At 70.3% G+C, this 17,623-nt stretch carries 14 protein-coding genes; 7 read left to right on the top strand and 7 right to left on the bottom strand.

Annotation, left to right across the window (positions count from 1 at the left end; all coding sequences use genetic code 11):
* Position 1 precedes the first annotated feature (1 nt).
* Genes ACO1X9_RS09725 through ACO1X9_RS09695 form a run of 7 tightly spaced genes read right to left on the bottom strand, consistent with a single transcriptional unit; the run spans position 2 to position 7,768 of the window.
* Entirely contained in the window at positions 2 to 1,324 is a 1,323-nt protein-coding gene (locus tag ACO1X9_RS09725; RefSeq protein ID WP_486350632.1) for a hypothetical protein, read from the bottom strand.
* 36 nt (positions 1,325 to 1,360) lie between these two features.
* Positions 1,361 to 3,568, bottom strand: a complete 2,208-nt coding sequence (locus ACO1X9_RS09720) for a hypothetical protein (RefSeq protein ID WP_486350631.1) — start codon at positions 3,566 to 3,568, stop codon at positions 1,361 to 1,363.
* Complete coding sequence (locus ACO1X9_RS09715; RefSeq protein ID WP_486350630.1) at positions 3,565 to 4,296, bottom strand: SDR family NAD(P)-dependent oxidoreductase; 732 nt, start codon at positions 4,294 to 4,296, stop codon at positions 3,565 to 3,567. The genes ACO1X9_RS09720 and ACO1X9_RS09715 overlap by 4 nt, the downstream gene beginning before the upstream one ends.
* The gene (locus tag ACO1X9_RS09710) at positions 4,293 to 5,063 is read right to left on the bottom strand and encodes a creatininase family protein (RefSeq protein WP_486350629.1); all 771 of its coding nucleotides are present in this window, start codon (positions 5,061 to 5,063) and stop codon (positions 4,293 to 4,295) included. Before ACO1X9_RS09710 ends, ACO1X9_RS09715 begins: the two co-directional genes overlap by 4 nt.
* Positions 5,060 to 5,851 (bottom strand): amidohydrolase family protein, encoded by a 792-nt coding sequence (locus ACO1X9_RS09705; RefSeq protein ID WP_486350628.1) that lies wholly within the window; start codon positions 5,849 to 5,851, stop codon positions 5,060 to 5,062. Before ACO1X9_RS09705 ends, ACO1X9_RS09710 begins: the two co-directional genes overlap by 4 nt.
* 1 nt (position 5,852) lies before the next feature.
* Positions 5,853 to 6,629, bottom strand: coding sequence for an amidohydrolase family protein (locus ACO1X9_RS09700; protein ID WP_486350627.1), 777 nt, complete (start codon positions 6,627 to 6,629; stop codon positions 5,853 to 5,855).
* Positions 6,626 to 7,768 (bottom strand): mandelate racemase/muconate lactonizing enzyme family protein, encoded by a 1,143-nt coding sequence (locus ACO1X9_RS09695; RefSeq protein ID WP_486350626.1) that lies wholly within the window; start codon positions 7,766 to 7,768, stop codon positions 6,626 to 6,628. Before ACO1X9_RS09695 ends, ACO1X9_RS09700 begins: the two co-directional genes overlap by 4 nt.
* Positions 7,769 to 7,950: 182 nt before the next feature.
* Here ACO1X9_RS09695 and ACO1X9_RS09690 point away from each other — a divergent pair, with 182 nt between their 5' ends.
* From ACO1X9_RS09690 to ACO1X9_RS09660, 7 genes are all read left to right on the top strand, one after another.
* Positions 7,951 to 10,332, top strand: coding sequence for a hypothetical protein (locus ACO1X9_RS09690; protein ID WP_486350625.1), 2,382 nt, complete (start codon positions 7,951 to 7,953; stop codon positions 10,330 to 10,332).
* A gap of 8 nt (positions 10,333 to 10,340) precedes the next feature.
* Positions 10,341 to 11,675 carry an ABC transporter substrate-binding protein gene (locus ACO1X9_RS09685; protein WP_486350624.1) on the top strand — a complete coding sequence of 445 codons (1,335 nt, stop codon included), beginning with the start codon at positions 10,341 to 10,343 and terminating at the stop codon, positions 11,673 to 11,675.
* Between the two features lie 62 nt (positions 11,676 to 11,737).
* The gene (locus ACO1X9_RS09680) at positions 11,738 to 12,643 is read left to right on the top strand and encodes a carbohydrate ABC transporter permease (protein ID WP_486350623.1); all 906 of its coding nucleotides are present in this window, start codon (positions 11,738 to 11,740) and stop codon (positions 12,641 to 12,643) included.
* A complete protein-coding gene (locus tag ACO1X9_RS09675) occupies positions 12,643 to 13,536 on the top strand; it encodes a carbohydrate ABC transporter permease (RefSeq protein ID WP_486350622.1) in 894 nt (297 codons plus the stop codon). Before ACO1X9_RS09680 ends, ACO1X9_RS09675 begins: the two co-directional genes overlap by 1 nt.
* 54 nt (positions 13,537 to 13,590) lie before the next feature.
* On the top strand, positions 13,591 to 15,444 hold the full coding sequence (locus tag ACO1X9_RS09670; RefSeq protein WP_486350621.1) for a putative glycoside hydrolase: 1,854 nt from the start codon (positions 13,591 to 13,593) through the stop codon (positions 15,442 to 15,444).
* Between the two features lie 2 nt (positions 15,445 to 15,446).
* Positions 15,447 to 16,388, top strand: a complete 942-nt coding sequence (locus ACO1X9_RS09665; RefSeq protein WP_486350620.1) for a U32 family peptidase — start codon at positions 15,447 to 15,449, stop codon at positions 16,386 to 16,388.
* Positions 16,385 to 17,548, top strand: a complete 1,164-nt coding sequence (locus ACO1X9_RS09660; RefSeq protein WP_486350619.1) for a hypothetical protein — start codon at positions 16,385 to 16,387, stop codon at positions 17,546 to 17,548. The genes ACO1X9_RS09665 and ACO1X9_RS09660 overlap by 4 nt, the downstream gene beginning before the upstream one ends.
* Positions 17,549 to 17,623 lie beyond the last annotated feature (75 nt).

Genomic DNA, 17,623 nt, shown 5'->3' with positions numbered 1-17,623 from the left:
GTCAGGCTCCTTCGTCGACGCTGAGGCTCTCGGCGAGCCGCAGGCGGTACATCGTGGTGGGACGTCCGCGGTTCGGCGTGTGTACCGTTCCGGCGGCGTCGGCCATGCCGTGCTCCTTCAGAAGCCGCAGGATGCGGCGTCCGCTGGCCGCGGTCAACCGCAGCTTCGCCGCGATCTCGCCCGCGGTGATCGGCTCGCCCGCGGACTCGTGCTCCAGGGCGACGAGGCGGGCGACCGTCTCGGCGCTCAGGGTGAGTCGTTCGGCGAGGCGGGCGATCCGTTGGCTCTCCGCCCCGAACCTCGCGCGGGGCGCGGAACCCGACGAGACCCCCATAGGCCCGATGATCACGCCCTCTTCGCTCACGAGGAAGGCGTTGCCTTCGCCCGCGGCGGCGGCGTGCCGGGCGGCGGCCTCCGCGAACTCGACCGACTTGCGGGCGGTGTCACCCAGGCCGAAGCCGACCACGAGCTTCAGCCGCAGCGACTTCTGGAGGTCGGCGAGGATCGGTGCCGAGGTCCATCGCTCGGTGAGCTGTTGCATGAGCCCCTTGTTGGCGAAGACGAGCACGTCCTGGCCGCCGCCGCGGGCTTCCACCCACGCGTCGTCGAACTCCACGGTGTCGTGGATCGCGCGGGCGAGACTCAGCCGTCGCACCTCAGACTCGATGAGGTCGCCTTCGTCGATGACACGGAACAGAGCCGCCGCGAAGCGCATCTCGGAGTGCTTGTGCGAGACGGCGGCCAGCGCCGCGCGGTTCATCGCGACGCGAATGGAGGCGACCACCGGTCGGGCCGCGAACACCGGAACGTCGAGCGTGCGGGCGAGCGGCTCGAGGGCGTTGCTCCGGCCCGTGACCGCGAAGGCGGTGCCCCGCGCCTCGCGCGCGTCGCGGTGGAACTCGATCACCTCGGACACCTCGAGCCCGCTCGAGTGCCGCAGCGTGGCGATCACGTCCTGCTCGACCTCCAACTCCGCCGCGAGTTCGGCGACGATCGCGGGGTCGACCGTGTCGATGCTGAACGGCGTGCGAGGCAGGCCCGCCTCGCTGGCTCGGAGGAGCGCGACGGCGACGTCGATGCTCGTCAGGCGCACGACCGCGGTCGGCAGTTGCGGAGGGATGATGTCGCGCGTCTCGAGGTACGGGAGCTCGCCCGAGAAGCAGATCGCGTCACACTGCCCGAGGGTCGCGGCCACCCGTTCGGCGATCTCGTGCTCGGCGACGTAGGTGATCCACACGGGCGCGACGCCGTTCAGGGTCGCCGCCGCGGACGCGAACGCCTCGCGGGACGACTCAGGGCATACGATTCCGAGCCTGACCTGCATGGTGTCCTCCTTCGCTCGTCGAGGGTAGTGAGCGGATCACGTCGGCACCGGCCCGGGACCGAAGGCGACGACCACGTGCGCGGCGGGAGGCACGTCGACCCACTCGACGCCCTCGGCGAGCGGCGTCGCCGGGTCGTCGCCGATGCGGGCCCAGGTCGCGCGTCGACCGGGTCGGCGGGCGTGGACGCGCAGTCGGGAGGGCAGGTCGCGAGCGTCGAGCCGGAGCTCCGCACGTGTCACGTCGTCCGTCGTCAGCGCATGGGCCCCCAGCATCCCGAATGCGGTCGGCAACGCCTCGACCCGGAGGTCCTCGCCTTCCGCGAGCCAACTGCGCGCGGTCGCGGGGAAGACGTCGAGGGTTCGCGGACGCCCGTCGTCGTCCCAGGTCTCGCGGGCGAGCATCAGCCGCAGCGTGTCGAGGAACATCGCGTTACTCGTCCCGTTGGGCGGGTACCAGGTGGATCGCGCGTCCTCGCCGTCCACCGCCCCCACCGTCGTCGCCTCGCCGTCGACGAAGGTGCCCGCGGTCATCCCGTGGGCGAGCTTCGCGTAGAGCCCGAGCACCATGCGGTCGGCCTGGTCGTTGTCGGCGAGGAAGTGCATCGTCTGCACGCCGAAGGCATTGTCGATCCCCGGCGCCTTGTAGCCCCCGGTGCCGTCGGCCCGGAACTCTCCGATCGGTGTCGGGGGGTCGTAGAGGCCGTTGAAGCGCGTCAGCCCCAGCAGCCATGCGCCGTGGAGGCGCTGGTAGGCGAGGAGCCCGCGCGCCTCCGAACCTCCGGCCGGGAAGATCCCGGACGCGAGCGCGAACGGTGCCACCAGATTCCAATAGTTCGCCATCCGCGATTCGGTGAGGTGCGCGTGAGGTTTCTCGCCGGCATTCAGGGCGATCGGCACGAAGAAGGAGCCGTCGTCGAGGTGCGAACTGCTCGCGCGCGCCGCCGCGAGCAGTGACGTGCGGAGCCGGTCGACGGCGGCCCTCATCGGCTCGTCGTCGGGGAGGGCGCCGGCCTCGGCGAGGAGCGGCACGATGTCGCGCATCCCGCGCCACGCCACCGCCTGACTGTGGAACCCGTACACGGGCTCGGGGATGTCCCACGCGTAGCGTTCCGGCGCGAGGAGCCCGTGTGGATCCTCGCGCGTCTGCCGCACCATGTCGTCGAGGTAGTCGAGGTACGTGCCGGCGTGGCGTTCGACGAGCGACCGGTCGCCGGTCAGGTGAACGAACTCGGCGGCGGATCGCAGCTTCGCCCCTCGCTCCCACGACTCGTACCACTCGGGGCCGGCGCCGTTGGTGCGCGCGACGAGCCGATCGAGGGCCTCGCCGGCGCGGACGGTCTGACCGAAGCGGGCGAGTGCGAGCACCGCCTGATGCGCCTCCATCATGAAGACCGTCTCGTACGGATTGCCGATGCTGTAGTGCTCGGCGAGGATCAGGTTCTGGATGACGAGGTTCTCGGCGGCGTCGACCACCTCACGATCGGCGACCCGGATGCGGGCGCCGAGATCGAGGACTCCACGCCAGTAGGCGACGACTTCGGCCCGTCCGGCGTCGTACACCGCGGAGTCGATCGCCCGCGCCGACTCGCGCGAGAACCGGGGATCGCACTCGATCGAGATCTCGGCGGCGTCGGGGGTCAGCTCCCGGCTCAACCGCGACCGCTCCCGCCCCCCGAAGTCGCGCGTGCGGATCGTCACCCGGGCCGAGGAGACGCCCGGACCCCACTCTTCGACCCGGAGCCGCAGGCGGCTGCTCAGCCGGTCACCGTCGCGGACGGCATACGACTCGCGGGCCCACGCGGTTCCGCGCGCGTCGCGATAGCGGGTCGCGAGCACCGGCAGATGGCCGTCGGCGAGCACGGGCTGCTCGAGTCGCTCCGGTGCGCTGCCGTGGACCTCCTCGTCGAGCAGCAGATCGTGCTGGGCGAGGCGCCCGTCGTCGCGCGCGGGTCGCGGGAACGCGAGCGCCCACTCGGGGGCGCCCCAGCGCGGCGTGTACTCGGCGAGGATCTGGCTGCCGTCGGCGAGATGCAGAGCGTATTCGGGCGTCTCGAGGGGATGCGCGAAGACGACGTAGGTCGCGCCCGACTCCGCGAGATAGTCGGGGTCGCCGAGTGCGAGCGGGGGGAGGTAGCCGCGGATGCTCGCGAGGGCGGGACCCTCGGGTCGCGCGAGTTCGGCCTCACCCCATCGATCCACGGGATCACGCAGGGCGTCGTCGATCTCCGTACGGCTGCGGCTCATGTCATCCTCACGGTGAGGCCGCCGTCGACCACGAGCGCGTGACCGGTGACGAACGAGGCGGCGTCGGACGCGAGGAAGCCGACGACCTCCGCGATCTCGCGCGGTTCGGCGAGGCGGCGCAGGAGGTTCTTGTCGGCGATGGCGGCACGGTCGGCCTCCGACCAGCCCCCCTCCTCCCAGATCTCGGTGTGAGTAGAGCCCGGGAGCACCGCGTTGACTCGGAAACCGAGGGGGGCGAGCTCGACGGCGAGGGTTTGCGTCGCCGACACGAGCGCAGCCTTCGAGGCGTTGTAGGCGAGCATCTCGGGCTGGCCGCGCAAGGCGTTGACGCTCGCGACGTTGACGATCGCACCGCCGGTTCCGGCTCGACGCTGAGCGAGCAGCGCCGCGAGCAGCACGGGTCCGCGCACGTTGACGGCGAGCACCGCATCGAGCTCGGTCGCGTCCAAGTCCTCGACGGCGCGGCGCGGCGCGATCGCGGCGTTGTTCACCAGCACACGGGGAGCGAGATCCCTCGAGTCGAGCCAGGCGGCGACCGCGGAGGTGTCGCGCACGTCGACAGCCAGCGCCCGGGCGCCCGGCAGGCGTCGGGCAGCCTCGGCCGCCGAGTCCTCGTGGACGTCGCAGACGATCACTCGGAAGTCGCGTGCGGCGAACCACTCGGCGATCGCGAAGCCGATGCCGCGGGCGGCGCCGGTCACGAGAACGGTGTTGTCGCCGTCGGTCATGAGGGGTCTCCTTCCAGGGGGTCGGGATGCGCCGCGAGTACCCTCACGGTCGAGGCGAGCGCGTCGACGATGAGCGCGAGAGCACGGTCGCCGAGTTCCGCATCCGCACGAGCCGCGTCGTCGCTCGAGCCGCCGATCTCGTCGATCCACCGATGGCGCTCGATGTAGGCGCCCGTCAGCGGCGGGACCGACTCGGGGTGGCGGCCGTCGGGCCGAGCATCGCCGACGAGCTCGGGGACGAGCGCGAGCGCGAGCGAGGTCTCGAACGAACCGGCGTGACCCGGCACGGGGATTCCCTCGGTGAGTGCGGCGAGGGCGGTGGCGACCGGTGTCCAGTAGCTCGTGGCGCCCGCGACGAGCGGTCGTGTGAGGGTGATGTCGCGTACGGCCTGCCGGATCACGTCGTCGTTGCCGCCGTGGCCGTTGATCACGAGCACTCGGCGCACTCCCGTGATCGCGAGCGATTCCAGCACGTCGCGCAGCACGGCGAGCGTCGTCGCCGCGGTGAGCGAGAGCGTGCCCGCGCGGGGGAGGTGGTGATGCGACGACCCGACGGGGATCACCGGGGTCACCAGGACGGGTCGGTCGGGGTTCGTCGTCGATTCGGCCACACGGCGGGCGATGTCGGCCGCGACGAAGTGATCGGTGCCCACCGGGAGGTGGGGGCCGTGCTGTTCGGTCGCACCGATCGGGACGAGCACGACGACCTGGGACGCGACTCGCGCGAGCTCGTCGCTCGTGTGCTCCGCCCACTGCACCGATGTCATGACGCCACCTCCGAGATCTTGAACAGCCGGGTCGCCGTGCCGCCCAGGATCAACGCTTGGTCGTCCCGGGAGAGGCCCGAGTACAGGATGGTGCCGATCTGTCGCGCGCCGCTGATGAAGGGCATGTCGGTCCCGAAGACGAGACGCTCGACCGGCACGTGCGCGAGCAGCTCCTCGAGGACGCCCGCATGCACGAGGGCGCCGCACAGGTCGAGCACGACGTTGGGGTGCTCGGTCACGAGGCGCACGACATCGCGGATGCCGTGGTCGATGCCGGCGTGACCGATGAGCAGGGTCGCCCCCGGGTAGCGATCCGCGAGCCCGCCGAACGCGTCGAGCGAGTCGCCCGCGAAGTAGGTATGGGAGAGCACCGGCAGTCCGTGGGCGTCGGCGAACTCCCACGCCGGCGCATAGCCGCTCCCCGTGACGGGTTGATCGCCGTGCAGCTCCGGGTGCAGTTTGATCGCGCGCATCGCCGGGTGCGAGAAGCAGCGCTCGAGCTCGGCCGCAGCTTCGTGGCCGTAGTTGGGATTGACGACGGTGTAGCCGTACAGCCGCCCCGGGTGGGAGTCGAGAGCGTCGAGGGTCTCGTCGTTGCCTCGGACGAAGTCGGCGGAGATCGCCGCATGGGAGGAGATCACCGCAGCATCGATCCCGTAGGCGTCGAGTGAGGCGACGAGCCCCGCCGAGTCGGCCCGCGGGATGTGGAAGTTCCGGAACTTCCCCAGATGGGCATGCGCGTCGATGATGGGCGTGAAGTCGGTCGGGGCCGTCTTGTTCGGACTCACGTCAGGCTCCGTGTGCTCGGGAGAGGAGGGCGCGGAGGTTGCCCGAGGCGATGAGTTGCCGCTCGTCGTCGGCGATGAGCGCGCGCTCGAGGTGGAACCGGGCCGCCCCGGCGGAGGAGAACGGGTGGTTCGAGCCGAAGATCAGGCGTTCGGGCCCGTATCGTGCACAGACATCCTCGAGCCCCGCGTGCACGTTGTAGCCGCCCGTCTGCACGCGGAGCTCGGGGAATCTTTCCAGCATCGGGTAGAGGTTGCGATTGTTGCGACCCTGCACCTCGACGAGCACGATCGGGAGCCGGGGATGGTCGGCGCACACGCCCGCGATGTCGTCCCACGGCGGTTCGCCGCGTCGAAAGAGCGTGAAGTCGAGGAACAGCGGCATCCGCGCCGCCTCGAGCGCGCCGAGCAGCTCTCCCGTGACCCAGGAACGCAGGGCGAAGCGATGCCCTGACAGGTCCGGCGAGGGGAACATGCGCGCGAGGCGCACGTCGCCCGCGACGGCCTCGGCGACGAGCTCGGCGGGATGAGGGAACTCGCCGGTGTGATGGGGGAGGACCGTCCACACCGGCATCAGGCGCGGCGACTGCGCCGCGGCTTCGAGCGTCAGCCGGTTGCCGCTGATCGGATCGTGCTCGCGCGCCACGGCGTGGTGGATGGCGGCGCCGGCGACCCCGATCCGGTCGATCAGGTCGAGCAGCGAGGCGACGTCGCCGAACCCCGCCGTCGCGGTGCGCCCGACGAGCATCCCGCTGTCGAGGTACTCGATGTCGGCGGTCACGCGGCGGCTCCGATCGCGAAGCGGGCGAGGGCGTCCACGTCGAGTTCCACGCCGAGGCCCGGCGCATCCGGACGCAGCAGATAGCCGTCTTCCACCCGCAGGTCGTGTCGCACGACGTCGTCGGAGTGATAGCGGAAGCCCACGACGTCGGCGGGGTGCTCGAGGTGGGGCAGGGCGACGGCGAGGTGAGCCGCCGCGGCGGTACCGATGCCGAGTTCGGGCATCGAGCCCACGGTCACCTCGACCCCCGCGAGTGCGCAGCGACGGGCGATCGCGAGCCCCGCGTCGACGCCTCCCGCTTCGGCGACGTAGATGTTCGCGATGTCGAGCGCCCCGGCGGCGATGGCGCGATCGGCGTCTCGTTCGTCCCAGACGCTCTCGTCGAGCATCAGCGGGATGGGGGTGTGTGCGCGGAGGAAGGCGAGCCCCGCCAGATCGTCGGGCGGCAGCGGCTGCTCGAGCGAGCGGATGCCGTGCGGCTCGAGCGCCCGTGCGATGCCGAGCGCCTCCTTCGCGGTGCGGCAGGCCATGTTGAGGTCGACCCGGAGTGAGAGCTCGTCGCCGAACTCGCGTCGCAGGACACGAGCGATCTCGGCGACATGCTGCCCGTCGCGCAGTCCCTTGATCTTCAGCGCGCGGATGCCGTCATCGACGTGGCCGCGGGCCTCGGCGAGGGTCGCGTCGACGTCGGCGACCGAGAGCGACATCGACACCAGCACCCGGTCGCGCACCGCGCCGCCGACGAACGCATGCGCCGGCAGACCGGTCGCCTGACCGACGGCATCGAGCAGCGCCATGTCGAGCGCGGCCAGGGCGGTGAGCGAGTGCTTGCCGAACCGGAGCTCCTCGCGCGCCGCCGCGAGGAGCGCGGTGCGGGCGAAGGCGTCGCCGCCGACCGCAGCGGCGCGCAGGAGCGGGGCGACCGAGGTGCCGAGCAGGGCGCCGTCGCCGTGCCAGATCAACGAGACCTCACCGAGGCCCGTGATCCCGCCCTCGCACTCGAGGCGCAGAACGGCGTACGAGGAATCGCGCATGTCGCCGAGAGCCGTGACCAGCGGGCGACGGAGCGGGACGCGCACGGGGGTGACGTCCAGCGCGAGGATGCGCAACTCGCGCGGTACGCGGTGTTCGTTCGGCACCGGCGCCTCTCTCGTTCGTAAATAGGTACGTAAATTGCGCTTCGAACACTAGGCCCAGAACGGGCCCACGGTCAACAATGTCGCCTGAATTAATGGCGTTGACCTTGCGCTCGGACGAGTGGTACCGTCGCCGAAACCACGCCGAGCAATTACGTACGAATTGCGACTGAAAGGTAGGACGGATGCAGCCACTCGTCGAGAGCGACTACCTCGCCGCTCGGGACAGCCGCGTCCACTCGGCCGAGTACGTCGCCCGCGTCACCGCGGCACTCCGTTCGCACCGAGACGTCTGGGGCGAATCGGTGCTCGCCAACGCCCCCGACGGCGTCGCGTGGGAGGACGTGTCCGACCTGCTGACCCCGTCGTTCCTCGCCGATCCCGTGTACCAGACGCCCGTGCCGTATCTTCCGCTCACGGATGGCGTGCGCGGAACGAGCTTCGCGCTCCACCTCATCGACGGAAGCCAGATCCTCGCGGAGGGGATCCGCAATTGGCTCATCCAGGGTGCGGTCCTTCCGAACGGCGAGGAGGCCGAGCGCGCACACAAACCGGCCCGTGTACGCGACGACGCCGCACGCTGGTTCTTCTCCGTCGGAGCGTCGGGCGACGAGCAGTTCGGGGCGGACCTGGCCCGGCTCGATCGCTCCGAGCTCGCCGACGGGTACCTCCCGATTCTCGAACTCGCGTACCGCGACGAGGCGGGCGTGCGATACCGACGCACGTCGTTCGTGACCACCCCGGCGACCGACCGCCCGTTGACCAACTGGCTGCGCTTCACCGTCGAGACCCACCAGCGCACGACGGTCACGCTCCGCGTGCGGGTCGATGCGCCGTCGTTCGGAGAGCTCCGAGCCGACGAGGAGGTGACCGCGGCGAGCGGAGTCGTCCTCACGGCCAGCCATCCCTTCGATTGGGACGGGGAGGCCGCGGTCTTCCGCCTCGAGCTCGAACCCGGCCGGACGACGACCCTTGAACTCGCGCTGCCCCTCGAACCCGATCCGCGGGGCAGCGGCCGGGCCACGCTCTCCGCCGAGTTCGATGCGGCCCGCGCCGCGGTCGCCGAGACCTGGACGGCTGCCCTCGAGGCCGGAGCGCTCGTCGAGGTGCCCGACGCCCGAGTCGTCGCCGCGACGAAGAGTCTCGTGCTGCAGAACCTCGTCATGGGCCATCGCTACTCGATCGGCAACCCCTACGAACGGGCGTTCCTCGCCGAGGGCCACCTCGCGACGCAGCCGCTGCTCTGGTTCGGCCATCACGACCGGTACCGCGAGCAGCTGCGCGAGTTGCTGGATCTGACCAACGGGTCGGGCGCGGAGTGGTACGAGTCGTGGGAGCGCGGTACGAAGCTCTCGGCGATCGCCGAGTACGTGGAGCTGACGGGCGACGGCGAGCCGCTGACGGCGAGCCGTGCGACCTACCGCGGGTACGTCGACGCCCTCGTGGCTCAGCTCGCAACCGACCCTCGAGGGCTCCTGTCGCCGGAACGCTACGCCTGGGATATCCCCGAAGTGGTCTACGGAGCGCACAGCCAGTCGGTCGCCTGGCGAGGTCTCGTCGACGCCGCCCGCGTCTTCCGAGCGACGGGCGACCCGCTCGGGGAGGAGACCGAGGCGGCGATCACCCGATTCGGCGAGAGCCTGCGAACGGCGCTCCGCGAGGCGGCCGTCGAACTGCCCGACGGCTCGACGTTCATCCCCGTCGTGCTCGGCTCGGACGCGTTCGCCGCGCCCTTCGACTTCCTGCCCGAGACTCGTCACGGCAACTACTGGACACTCGTGTTCCCGTACGCGCTCGCGACCGGCATCCTGCCGTCCGCCGGCCCCGAGCTGCCGCGTCTCCAGCGCTACCTCGACCTCCACGGAGGGTTCCTGCTCGGGCTCGCCCGATTCAGCGGGCTCTACGAGCCGATCCCGCAGCAAGGCGAAGTCTTCGACGAAGGCACGGCGGGCTACAAAGTCGCGGGCATCGACAACGCCTTCGGTCTGCAGCAGATGCGCGTACTCGCCGACCTCGGAGAGGCCGACCGCCTCGCCTTGACGCTCTACAGCAAGCTCGCGCACGGGATGACGCGCGGAACGCACCTCGACGGCGAGGCGACCACCGTGGGTGCCGTACCGGGGGAGTACCACCGCTCGTCCTGGTACCCGCCGAACAGCACGAGCAACGCACTGTTCCTCGTGACCCTGCGGCTCATGCTGCTGCACGAAGCCCGTGCCGACGGGCGGCTCGAGGCGGTCTCGCTCGCGCCCTCGACGCCGCGGCACTGGCTGCGGTCCGGTCAGCGGATCTCGGTCGCGCGCCTCCCGAGCGCGGTGGGCGACGTCGCCTACTCGCTCGACTCCCGCCTCGACGACGGAGCTGTCGACGTTCGCGTCGAGCTCACGCCGGGGCGGCCCCCGATCCCCGTGTCACTCGACGTCCGCGCCCCGCGATCCCACGTGATCGCAGGCGTCGACGGACCCGACGCGGCCGCGGTGACGCTCGATGGAGAGCGTCTCGTGCTCGACCCCGCGCACGACAGCTTCGCGCTGACCATCCGCTACACCCGACAGCACCACTCATGAGGAGAGACATGCGTAAGACGAAATCCGCGCTCGCTGCACTCAGCATCGGAGCGCTCACCGTCGGCCTCGCGGCCTGCACGACGCCCCCCGCCGACGAGAACGTCGGGGGGAAGCTCGAGATCGTGAGCTATCACCCGGAGGGCACGCCGCTCTACGACCGGCTCGCCGAGCTCGTCGGAGAGTTCGAAGCCGAGAACGAGGGGCTCGACGTCGAGATCACATTCGGCGGTGGCCCCGGCATGCCGCCGATCATGACGCGCTACCGCGCCGGCGATCCGCCGGACGTCAACCCGGTGCTTCCGGGACAGTGCCCCAACGGGGAGCTGCTCGAGGGCGGCCTCAGCTACGACCTCTCGGACGCCATGGCGAGCGACTTCGGCGACGGCGGCACGTGGTCCGACGCGATCTATCCCGCCGTGCGCCCGCAGATCGAGAGCTGGATCGAGGACGGCGAGGTCTGCATGGCCCCCGAGTCGGTCACCGTCATCCAGTTCTTCTACAACCGGACGATCTTCGAGGAGAACGGCCTCGAGGTGCCGACGACCATCGACGAACTCGTCGACACGGCCGACGCGCTCAAGGAGGCGGGCGTCACCCCGTTCGCCGTGACGGGCACCTTCGCGTACTACATGCAGCTCTACTTCGACTACCTGCTCATCCGGCACGTCGGAGCCGAGCCGGTGCTGCAGGCGATCGGCGGAGCGCAGACGACGCGTGACCCGATCGAGGGCGAGCGCCCGCTGTTCGCCGATCTCCCGGGCGTGATGGATGCCGCGGAGGATCTCGAGCGGATCGTGTCGGACGGGAATCTGCTCAACGGCTTCCGCAGCACCGACTTCACGGCAGCGCAGCTCTCGTTCTTCCAGGGCGACGCGGCGATGATCCTCATGGGTTCGTGGCTCGTCTCCGAGATGGGCGACGCGATCCCCGATGGGTTCGACGTCGGCACCTTCGCCTTCCCGACCGCGCCCGGCGCGAGCGGCGATCAGGAGTCGTCGATCGGCGGCGTGCAGGGGCTCTCCGTCGCCGCCGACGGTCAGAATCCCGAGGCTGCGGTGGCCTGGCTGAAGTTCCTCGGTCAGCGCGAGGTGCAGGAGGACTACGCCCGCGACTTCGGAGCGATTTCCGCCTATCAGGGCGTTCCCGCCCCCGAGGGCTTCGAGGCCGTCGTCGACATCCTCGCGGCCGGCGACCTGCAGCCGCTCTACTTCGGACTGCTCGGACAGAACGCCGACATCCAGACCGCCGTGCAGGAGCCGCTCACGCAGCTCTTCTTCGGTGAGATCGATGCCCAGCAGATGGTCGATCTGATCTCGCAGCGTCTCGACGCGGCGAACCAGTAGAACCCGCAGTGCGGGCCGGGATCGTGATACGCCCCGGCCCGCACCACCCGTCAGGAGCCCGCGTGAGCACCCGCAGTCGCTACAACATCGTCGACCGGCAGAAGAGACGCCTGCTCATCCCGTTCCTGCTGCCCGCGGTCATCCTCTATGGGGCGTTCACGCTCTACCCCGGCATCTCGACCCTGTTCATCGCCTTCACCGAATGGGGCGGCATCGGCGACGCCGCCTTCGCCGGAGCCGACAACTTCGTGCGGCTCGTCGGCGATGCCCGGTTGCACCGGGTCGCGGGGAACACCCTCTTCTTCGTCGTGGTGGGCGGCCTCATCCTCTTCCCGCTCGCGATCTTCTTCGCCCTCGCGACGCGCGCGCTCAAGCGCGGAAAGGTCTATCGCTTCCTCATCCTCGCGCCGGTCGCGCTCTCGGTGACGACCGCCGCCTTGCTGTGGAAGTTCGCCTTCAACCCCAACTTCGGCTTCGTCTCCGATCTCTTCGCCGGCGTCGGGCTCGAGTCGCTCGCGGCGTGGGAGTGGCTCGGCGAGTCGAGCACCGCGATGCTCATCGTCATCCTCGCGACCGTCTGGCACGGGGTCGGCATCTGGATGCTCTTCTTCATCTCCGCGATCGAGCGCGTGCCCCCGGAACTGCGGGAGGCCGCGACGCTCGACGGGGCGAACGCCTTCCAGGTGTTCCGCTACGTGACCTTCCCGCTCATCTGGGAGGTCACCCGCACGCTCGTGGTGCTGTGGATCATCCAGGCCTCGCAGGCGTTCGGGTTCATCATCGCGATCACCAACGGCGGCCCGCTCGGCTCGACCGAGGTCATCGGCACCTTCCTCTACAAGCAGGCGTTCACCGACTTCGACTACGGCTACGCGGCGGCGGTCGCGGTGTCGCTGTCGCTCGTCGTGATCTCGCTCACCGTGCTCTCGCGACGGTTCGGCGGCAAGTCCGAGGGAGTGCAGTACTGATGACGACGCTCACCGTCCGCCCGGGCGCACCTCGCAGGCGGGGTCGCGCTCGCCAGAGTCCCGCGAAGATCGCGTCGCGCCTCGTGCTCCACCTCGTACTCGCGGCCTACTGCCTCGGGTCGGTCGGCGCCTTCACCTGGTACGTCTCGACGTCGCTCAAGACCAACCCGGAGTTCTTCTCGCGGTCGCCGTGGTCGCTGCCCGAGGTCCCGCAGTTCTCGAACTATCTCGACGCGTGGGACAAGGCCGGCATCGGCGGCTTCCTCTTCAACAGCCTCTACACGACGGTGCTGAGCGTCGGGATCGCGATCATCGTGTCGTTGCTGGCCGCCTATGCGCTCTCGCGGATCCCGTTCCGCGGCAGCGAGGTCGTGCAGACCGTGTTCATCGCGGGAATGATGCTCCCCGGATTCGGCGCGATCATCCCGCTCTACGTGCTGCTCCGCGACCTCGGTCTGCTCGGCACCCTCAACGGCCTCGTGCTCGTCTACGTGGCGACGCAGATCCCGCTCAACGTCTTCTTGCTGCGCGGCTACATGACCTCGATGCCGCGCGAGCTCGAGGAGGCGGCCTACGTCGACGGCGCCTCGCCGTTCCGGGCGTTCGTCTCGATCGTCGTGCCCCAGACGACTCCGATGGTCGTGAGCCTCGTCGTGCTCAACACGCTCAACATCTGGAACGAGTTCATCCTCGCGCTCGTGCTGCTGCCGCGCGCGGAGAACTACACGATCCCCGTCGGGATGCTCGGCTTGTCGATCCAGGCCGAGTACAGCGCGAACTGGGTGCAGCTCTTCGCCGGGCTCATCCTGACCTCCATCCCGATGCTCGTGCTCTTCGCGGTCGCTCAAGAGCGCATCGCGCGGGGCCTCACCTTCGGCGGCATGAAGGGGTGACCCCCCGTCGCGACCGTCAGTCCGCAGTTCCGGCTTCATCCTGAGGAGACATCCATGACGCATCCCACCCTGCGAGCGCGACGCGCGCTCGTGGCGCTCGCGGCCGCCGCGACGCTCGCGCTCGGCGCGGGATCGGCCGCGGTGGCGGTCCCGGCCGCACCCGCCGTGACGCCGCCGGCGCCGAACGAACGGGCCGAGTTCATCTTCTTCCCGAGCACGGTGTTCGTCGACGCGACCGCGAAGGCGAACTACTTCGACTACCTTCAGCGGTTCGACGTCTGTCTGACCAACGGTTACAACGTCTTCGAGGGCTCCGATCTCGCGACGATCCAGGGGTCGGGCTGCGAGCTGTTCGTCTACCGCTGGTTCAACGGCTACTACGAGACCGAGCTCGATCCGGCGAACGCCTACTACGGGCAGTTCCCCGAGGTGCAGGCGGTCTTCCAGGAGATCAACACCCACGACGACTGGCTGCTCAACCCGGGCGACCCGCAGTCGGGCTCGGGTGCGGTCTACCCGGCCTACTTCTACGACTGGATGAACGCGGACCTGCGCGAGTTCTACGTCGACGCCCTCGTCGACCGGCTCGAGGAGACCGGCTACGACGGCGTGTTCTTCGACTACATCGGCGGCTGGGCTCTACCGCCGCAGATCGTCGACCTCTGGAACGCGAAGTACCCCGGCACGACCTACGACGAGGCGGGCCTCCTGCTCGTCGAGGAGCTGCGTGCGGCACTCGGCGAGGACGGCCGAATCTTCGGCAACCAGGCCTACCGCCTGTCGAACGCCCACGACTACTACGGGCCGCTCGACTACGACGTGACCGAGTCGTACGGCACGACGTTCATCTGGGGCGCCGAGACCGACATCTACGTCGAGAACGCCGGGATGACGCACATCTTCGAGACGTTCTACCGGCCGTGGGACGGCGAGGCGGGCTACGAGGCGTACATCGAGTGGCCCCGCAGCGTCACGGCGGGCCAGCCCGTGCAGTTCTTCGAGATCAACTACGTGCAGGCGCGCTACCTGCCGACGGGCGACGTCGCGGTCGTCGACGGGGTCGAGGTCCCGGTCTACCGCGCCGCTTCGGACCGTCCGGCGATCTTCTACGGGTACGCGCTCTCGGCGCTCGTCGGAACGACGCCCTTCGCGAGCGACTGGTACGCGGCGGCGAGCGGGCGCGACGAGATCTACTTCACCGAGCTCGGAGAGCCTCTCGAGTCCAGCTACCGGGAGCTCGACGACCAGGTCGTCCGCTACTACGAGAACGGCTTCGTCGTCGTGTCGCGTGAGGCGCAGGCGATCACGGTCCAGCCCGACGCGGCGATGGCGCCCGAGGATGCCGTGCTGTGGGACGTCTACACCGGCGCCGAGGCCGTGCTGACCTCGAGCGGCGGCGTCGAGATCACGCCCGAGGCCTATCCGGCGACCGGCAACACCTACCCCAGCGGGCGGGTGTACCTGTACGCCGAGGGTCCGGCGCCGGTCGCGTGCGACCGCACGATCACGGGGACGCATCCCGGTGCGCTCGTCGTCGCGTCGGGCGTCACCTGCCTCGACGGTGCGACGGTCTCCGGCAGTATCTCGGTGCGGGCGGGCGCGGAGCTCCGGGTCGACGACTCGACCCTGCGCGGCGCCGTATCGGCGCAGTCGCCGACCGGCGTGGTCGTCCGCGACTCCCGGCTGAGCGGAGCCGTCACGGTCACCGGCTCGATGGGCGCGGTCGTGCTCACCGACAACGTGATCTCGGGCCCGGTGCGCGTGAGCGGCTCGACGTCCGGCGTGACGATCGGCGGCAACGAGATCAGGGGCGCGCTGAGCTGCACCGGCAATTCGCCCGCCCCGGTGGACGGCGGTTCGGTCAACGACATCCGGGGCGCGCGCTCCGGGCAGTGCGCGGGGTGGTGAGCGTGGCGGCAACCAGCTCGTCGAAGCTGGCGGAGTGGGGCGGGATGCCCGCCCCCTCCGCCGGTGAGTCGACCGCACGTTTCCCCGACGGTGCCGCCTTCCGCATCGAGATCCCCAGCGTGGAGGGTCCGCGATGCATGGAAGCGGTGCTCGACGAGGCACGACTCCTCGACGTGCCGGTCACCCGCGTCTCGCAGGGCAGCGGAATCGAGCTGATGACCGACGCCGAGATCACGGCGATGGCCGACCTCGGTCGTGAGCAGGGCGTCGAGGTGTGCCTGTTCGCCCGCCCGTCGGCCGGATGGGACGTCTCGGCCTCGAGCCGGGCGTCGGCGGGAGCCGCCTTCGCCTCCGTCGCTCGAGGTTCGTCTCATCTGGAGGCCGCCCTTCGGCAGATCGCGCGTGCCGCCGACCTCGGGGTGCGCAGCGTGCTCATCGCCGACTACGGCGTCCTGGCGGCGTTCGGGAGGGCTCGAGCCGACGGCGTGCTGCCGCCGGACATGCAGGCCAAGGTGTCGGTGATGATGGCGGTCTCGAACCCGGGTACCGCGCGCGTGCTCGTCGATCTCGGAGCCGACACGGTCAACGTCTCGCCCGATCTCACGATCGACCAGATCGCCGAGATCCGCGCCGAGATCGGCGACGTCCCGATCGACATGTACATCGAAGCCCCTGACGACGTGGGCGGCTTCGTGAGGTACCACGAGGTGGCCGCGCTCGTGCGGCGCACCGCACCGGTCTACGTGAAGCTCGGACTCCGCAATGCGGCGCTCATCTATCCGGCGGGCGGCCACTGGGAGCAGGTCGCCGTCACCCTCGGGATCGAGCGGGTGCGTCGCGCCCGGATCGCGCTCGACGCGCTCGAGCGTGACGGTATCGATCTCGCGTCGTGCTCGGCGCCGGGGGCGGCGGGACTGGCGATCCCGGGTGGTCGCACGTCGTGAATTCGACCTCGATCTACGCGTTCGCGGTCGACGTGGTCGGCGCGGGTGCGGGCGAACTGCTCGCTCGCACCCGCGCGGCCGGGCTGGACGGGGTGACGCTCGCGGCCGCGTATCACGAGGCCCGCGACTATCTGCCGCACCATCCGCGTTCGCGCGTGCATTACGCACCAGCGGGGACGTCGTTCCGCACCCGCGGCGAGCGCTACCCGCGGGGTCTCGGGCCCGCGGCCCTCCTGCCCGCCTGCGAGGGCCGCGACGTGCTGCGCGAGCTCGTCGCCGAGTCGGGGGCGTCGACCGTCGACGCGTGGGCGGTCTTCCTGCACAACGACGGACCGGCCGGGCAGCCCGGGGCCGTCGTGAACGCCTTCGGCGACGAGCACGTCGGGTCGCTGTGCGCCGCGCATCCGGCGTCGCGCGGCTACGCCACCGCTCTGACCGCCGACATCGCCGGTACGGGGGTGCGGTCGATCGCGGCCGAAGCGTTGCACTATCTCGGCTTCGAGCACGGTTACCACCACGAGCGCCGGTTCGCGCCGCTCGACCGGTGGCGGCAGCTCCTGCTGTCGCTGTGCTTCTGCGAAGCCTGCGGCCAGACGGGCGACTCGGCGGCGCTCGCCGCCTCGATCCGCGACGCGGTCGACGGCGACGCGGTCGCACCGGACGTCTGGACGCGCGACGTGGTCGCGAGTTCGCTGGCCGGGCTCGCCGAGCACCTCGAGACCCGAGAGCGCGCCGTGTCATCCCTCGCGGCCGAGTGCGCCGCGGTCGCCCGCGACGCGGGGGCGGAGTTCGTGTTCCTCGACGTGTCCGCGGGCGTGGAGGGCTGGGTCGACGGTCGCGCGTCGGGGCCGCTCGGAGTGGACGTCGGGTGGGAGTTCGGGGTCGACGTCTCGAGGCTCGACCCCGGGATGCGGCTGCTCGCCGTGCCCTACACGTCCGACCTCGAGCGCGCCGAGCGTGAGGTGCTCGCCTATCGGGATCGCTTCCGTGGAGAGGTCGACGCACTGCTGCGCCCGATGTCGCCCGATGTGGACGGGCCATCGGCACTCGCCGGCAAGCTCGCTCGCGTGCGCGCCGCAGGTGCCGAGCGTGTGGCGTTCTACCACTACGGCATGATGCCGACGGCGTCCCTCGCCTGGATCGGCGAGGTCCTCGGGTGACACTCGCCGAGGGAGGAAATAACGCACGCATTTCCATAAATGCTTTTCCTTGAGTGTTGCATTAGTCGAGGATAT

The organism is Pseudolysinimonas sp., from assembly GCF_057350545.1.
The sequence above is the reverse complement of the archived record's forward strand: the minus strand, read 5'-3'. Positions and strand labels throughout refer to the sequence as shown.

Excerpts from the sequence above, each read along its gene's own strand:
- ACO1X9_RS09710 (WP_486350629.1), bottom strand. The coding sequence starts at position 5,063 with ATGACATCGGTGCAGTGGGCGGAGCACACGAGCGACGAGCTCGCGCGA.
- ACO1X9_RS09720 (WP_486350631.1), bottom strand. The coding sequence starts at position 3,568 with ATGAGCCGCAGCCGTACGGAGATCGACGACGCCCTGCGTGATCCCGTG.
- ACO1X9_RS09725 (WP_486350632.1), bottom strand. The coding sequence starts at position 1,324 with ATGCAGGTCAGGCTCGGAATCGTATGCCCTGAGTCGTCCCGCGAGGCG.
- ACO1X9_RS09685 (WP_486350624.1), top strand. The coding sequence starts at position 10,341 with ATGCGTAAGACGAAATCCGCGCTCGCTGCACTCAGCATCGGAGCGCTC.
- ACO1X9_RS09675 (WP_486350622.1), top strand. The coding sequence starts at position 12,643 with ATGACGACGCTCACCGTCCGCCCGGGCGCACCTCGCAGGCGGGGTCGC.
- ACO1X9_RS09690 (WP_486350625.1), top strand. The coding sequence starts at position 7,951 with ATGCAGCCACTCGTCGAGAGCGACTACCTCGCCGCTCGGGACAGCCGC.
- ACO1X9_RS09670 (WP_486350621.1), top strand. The coding sequence starts at position 13,591 with ATGACGCATCCCACCCTGCGAGCGCGACGCGCGCTCGTGGCGCTCGCG.
- ACO1X9_RS09715 (WP_486350630.1), bottom strand. The coding sequence starts at position 4,296 with ATGACCGACGGCGACAACACCGTTCTCGTGACCGGCGCCGCCCGCGGC.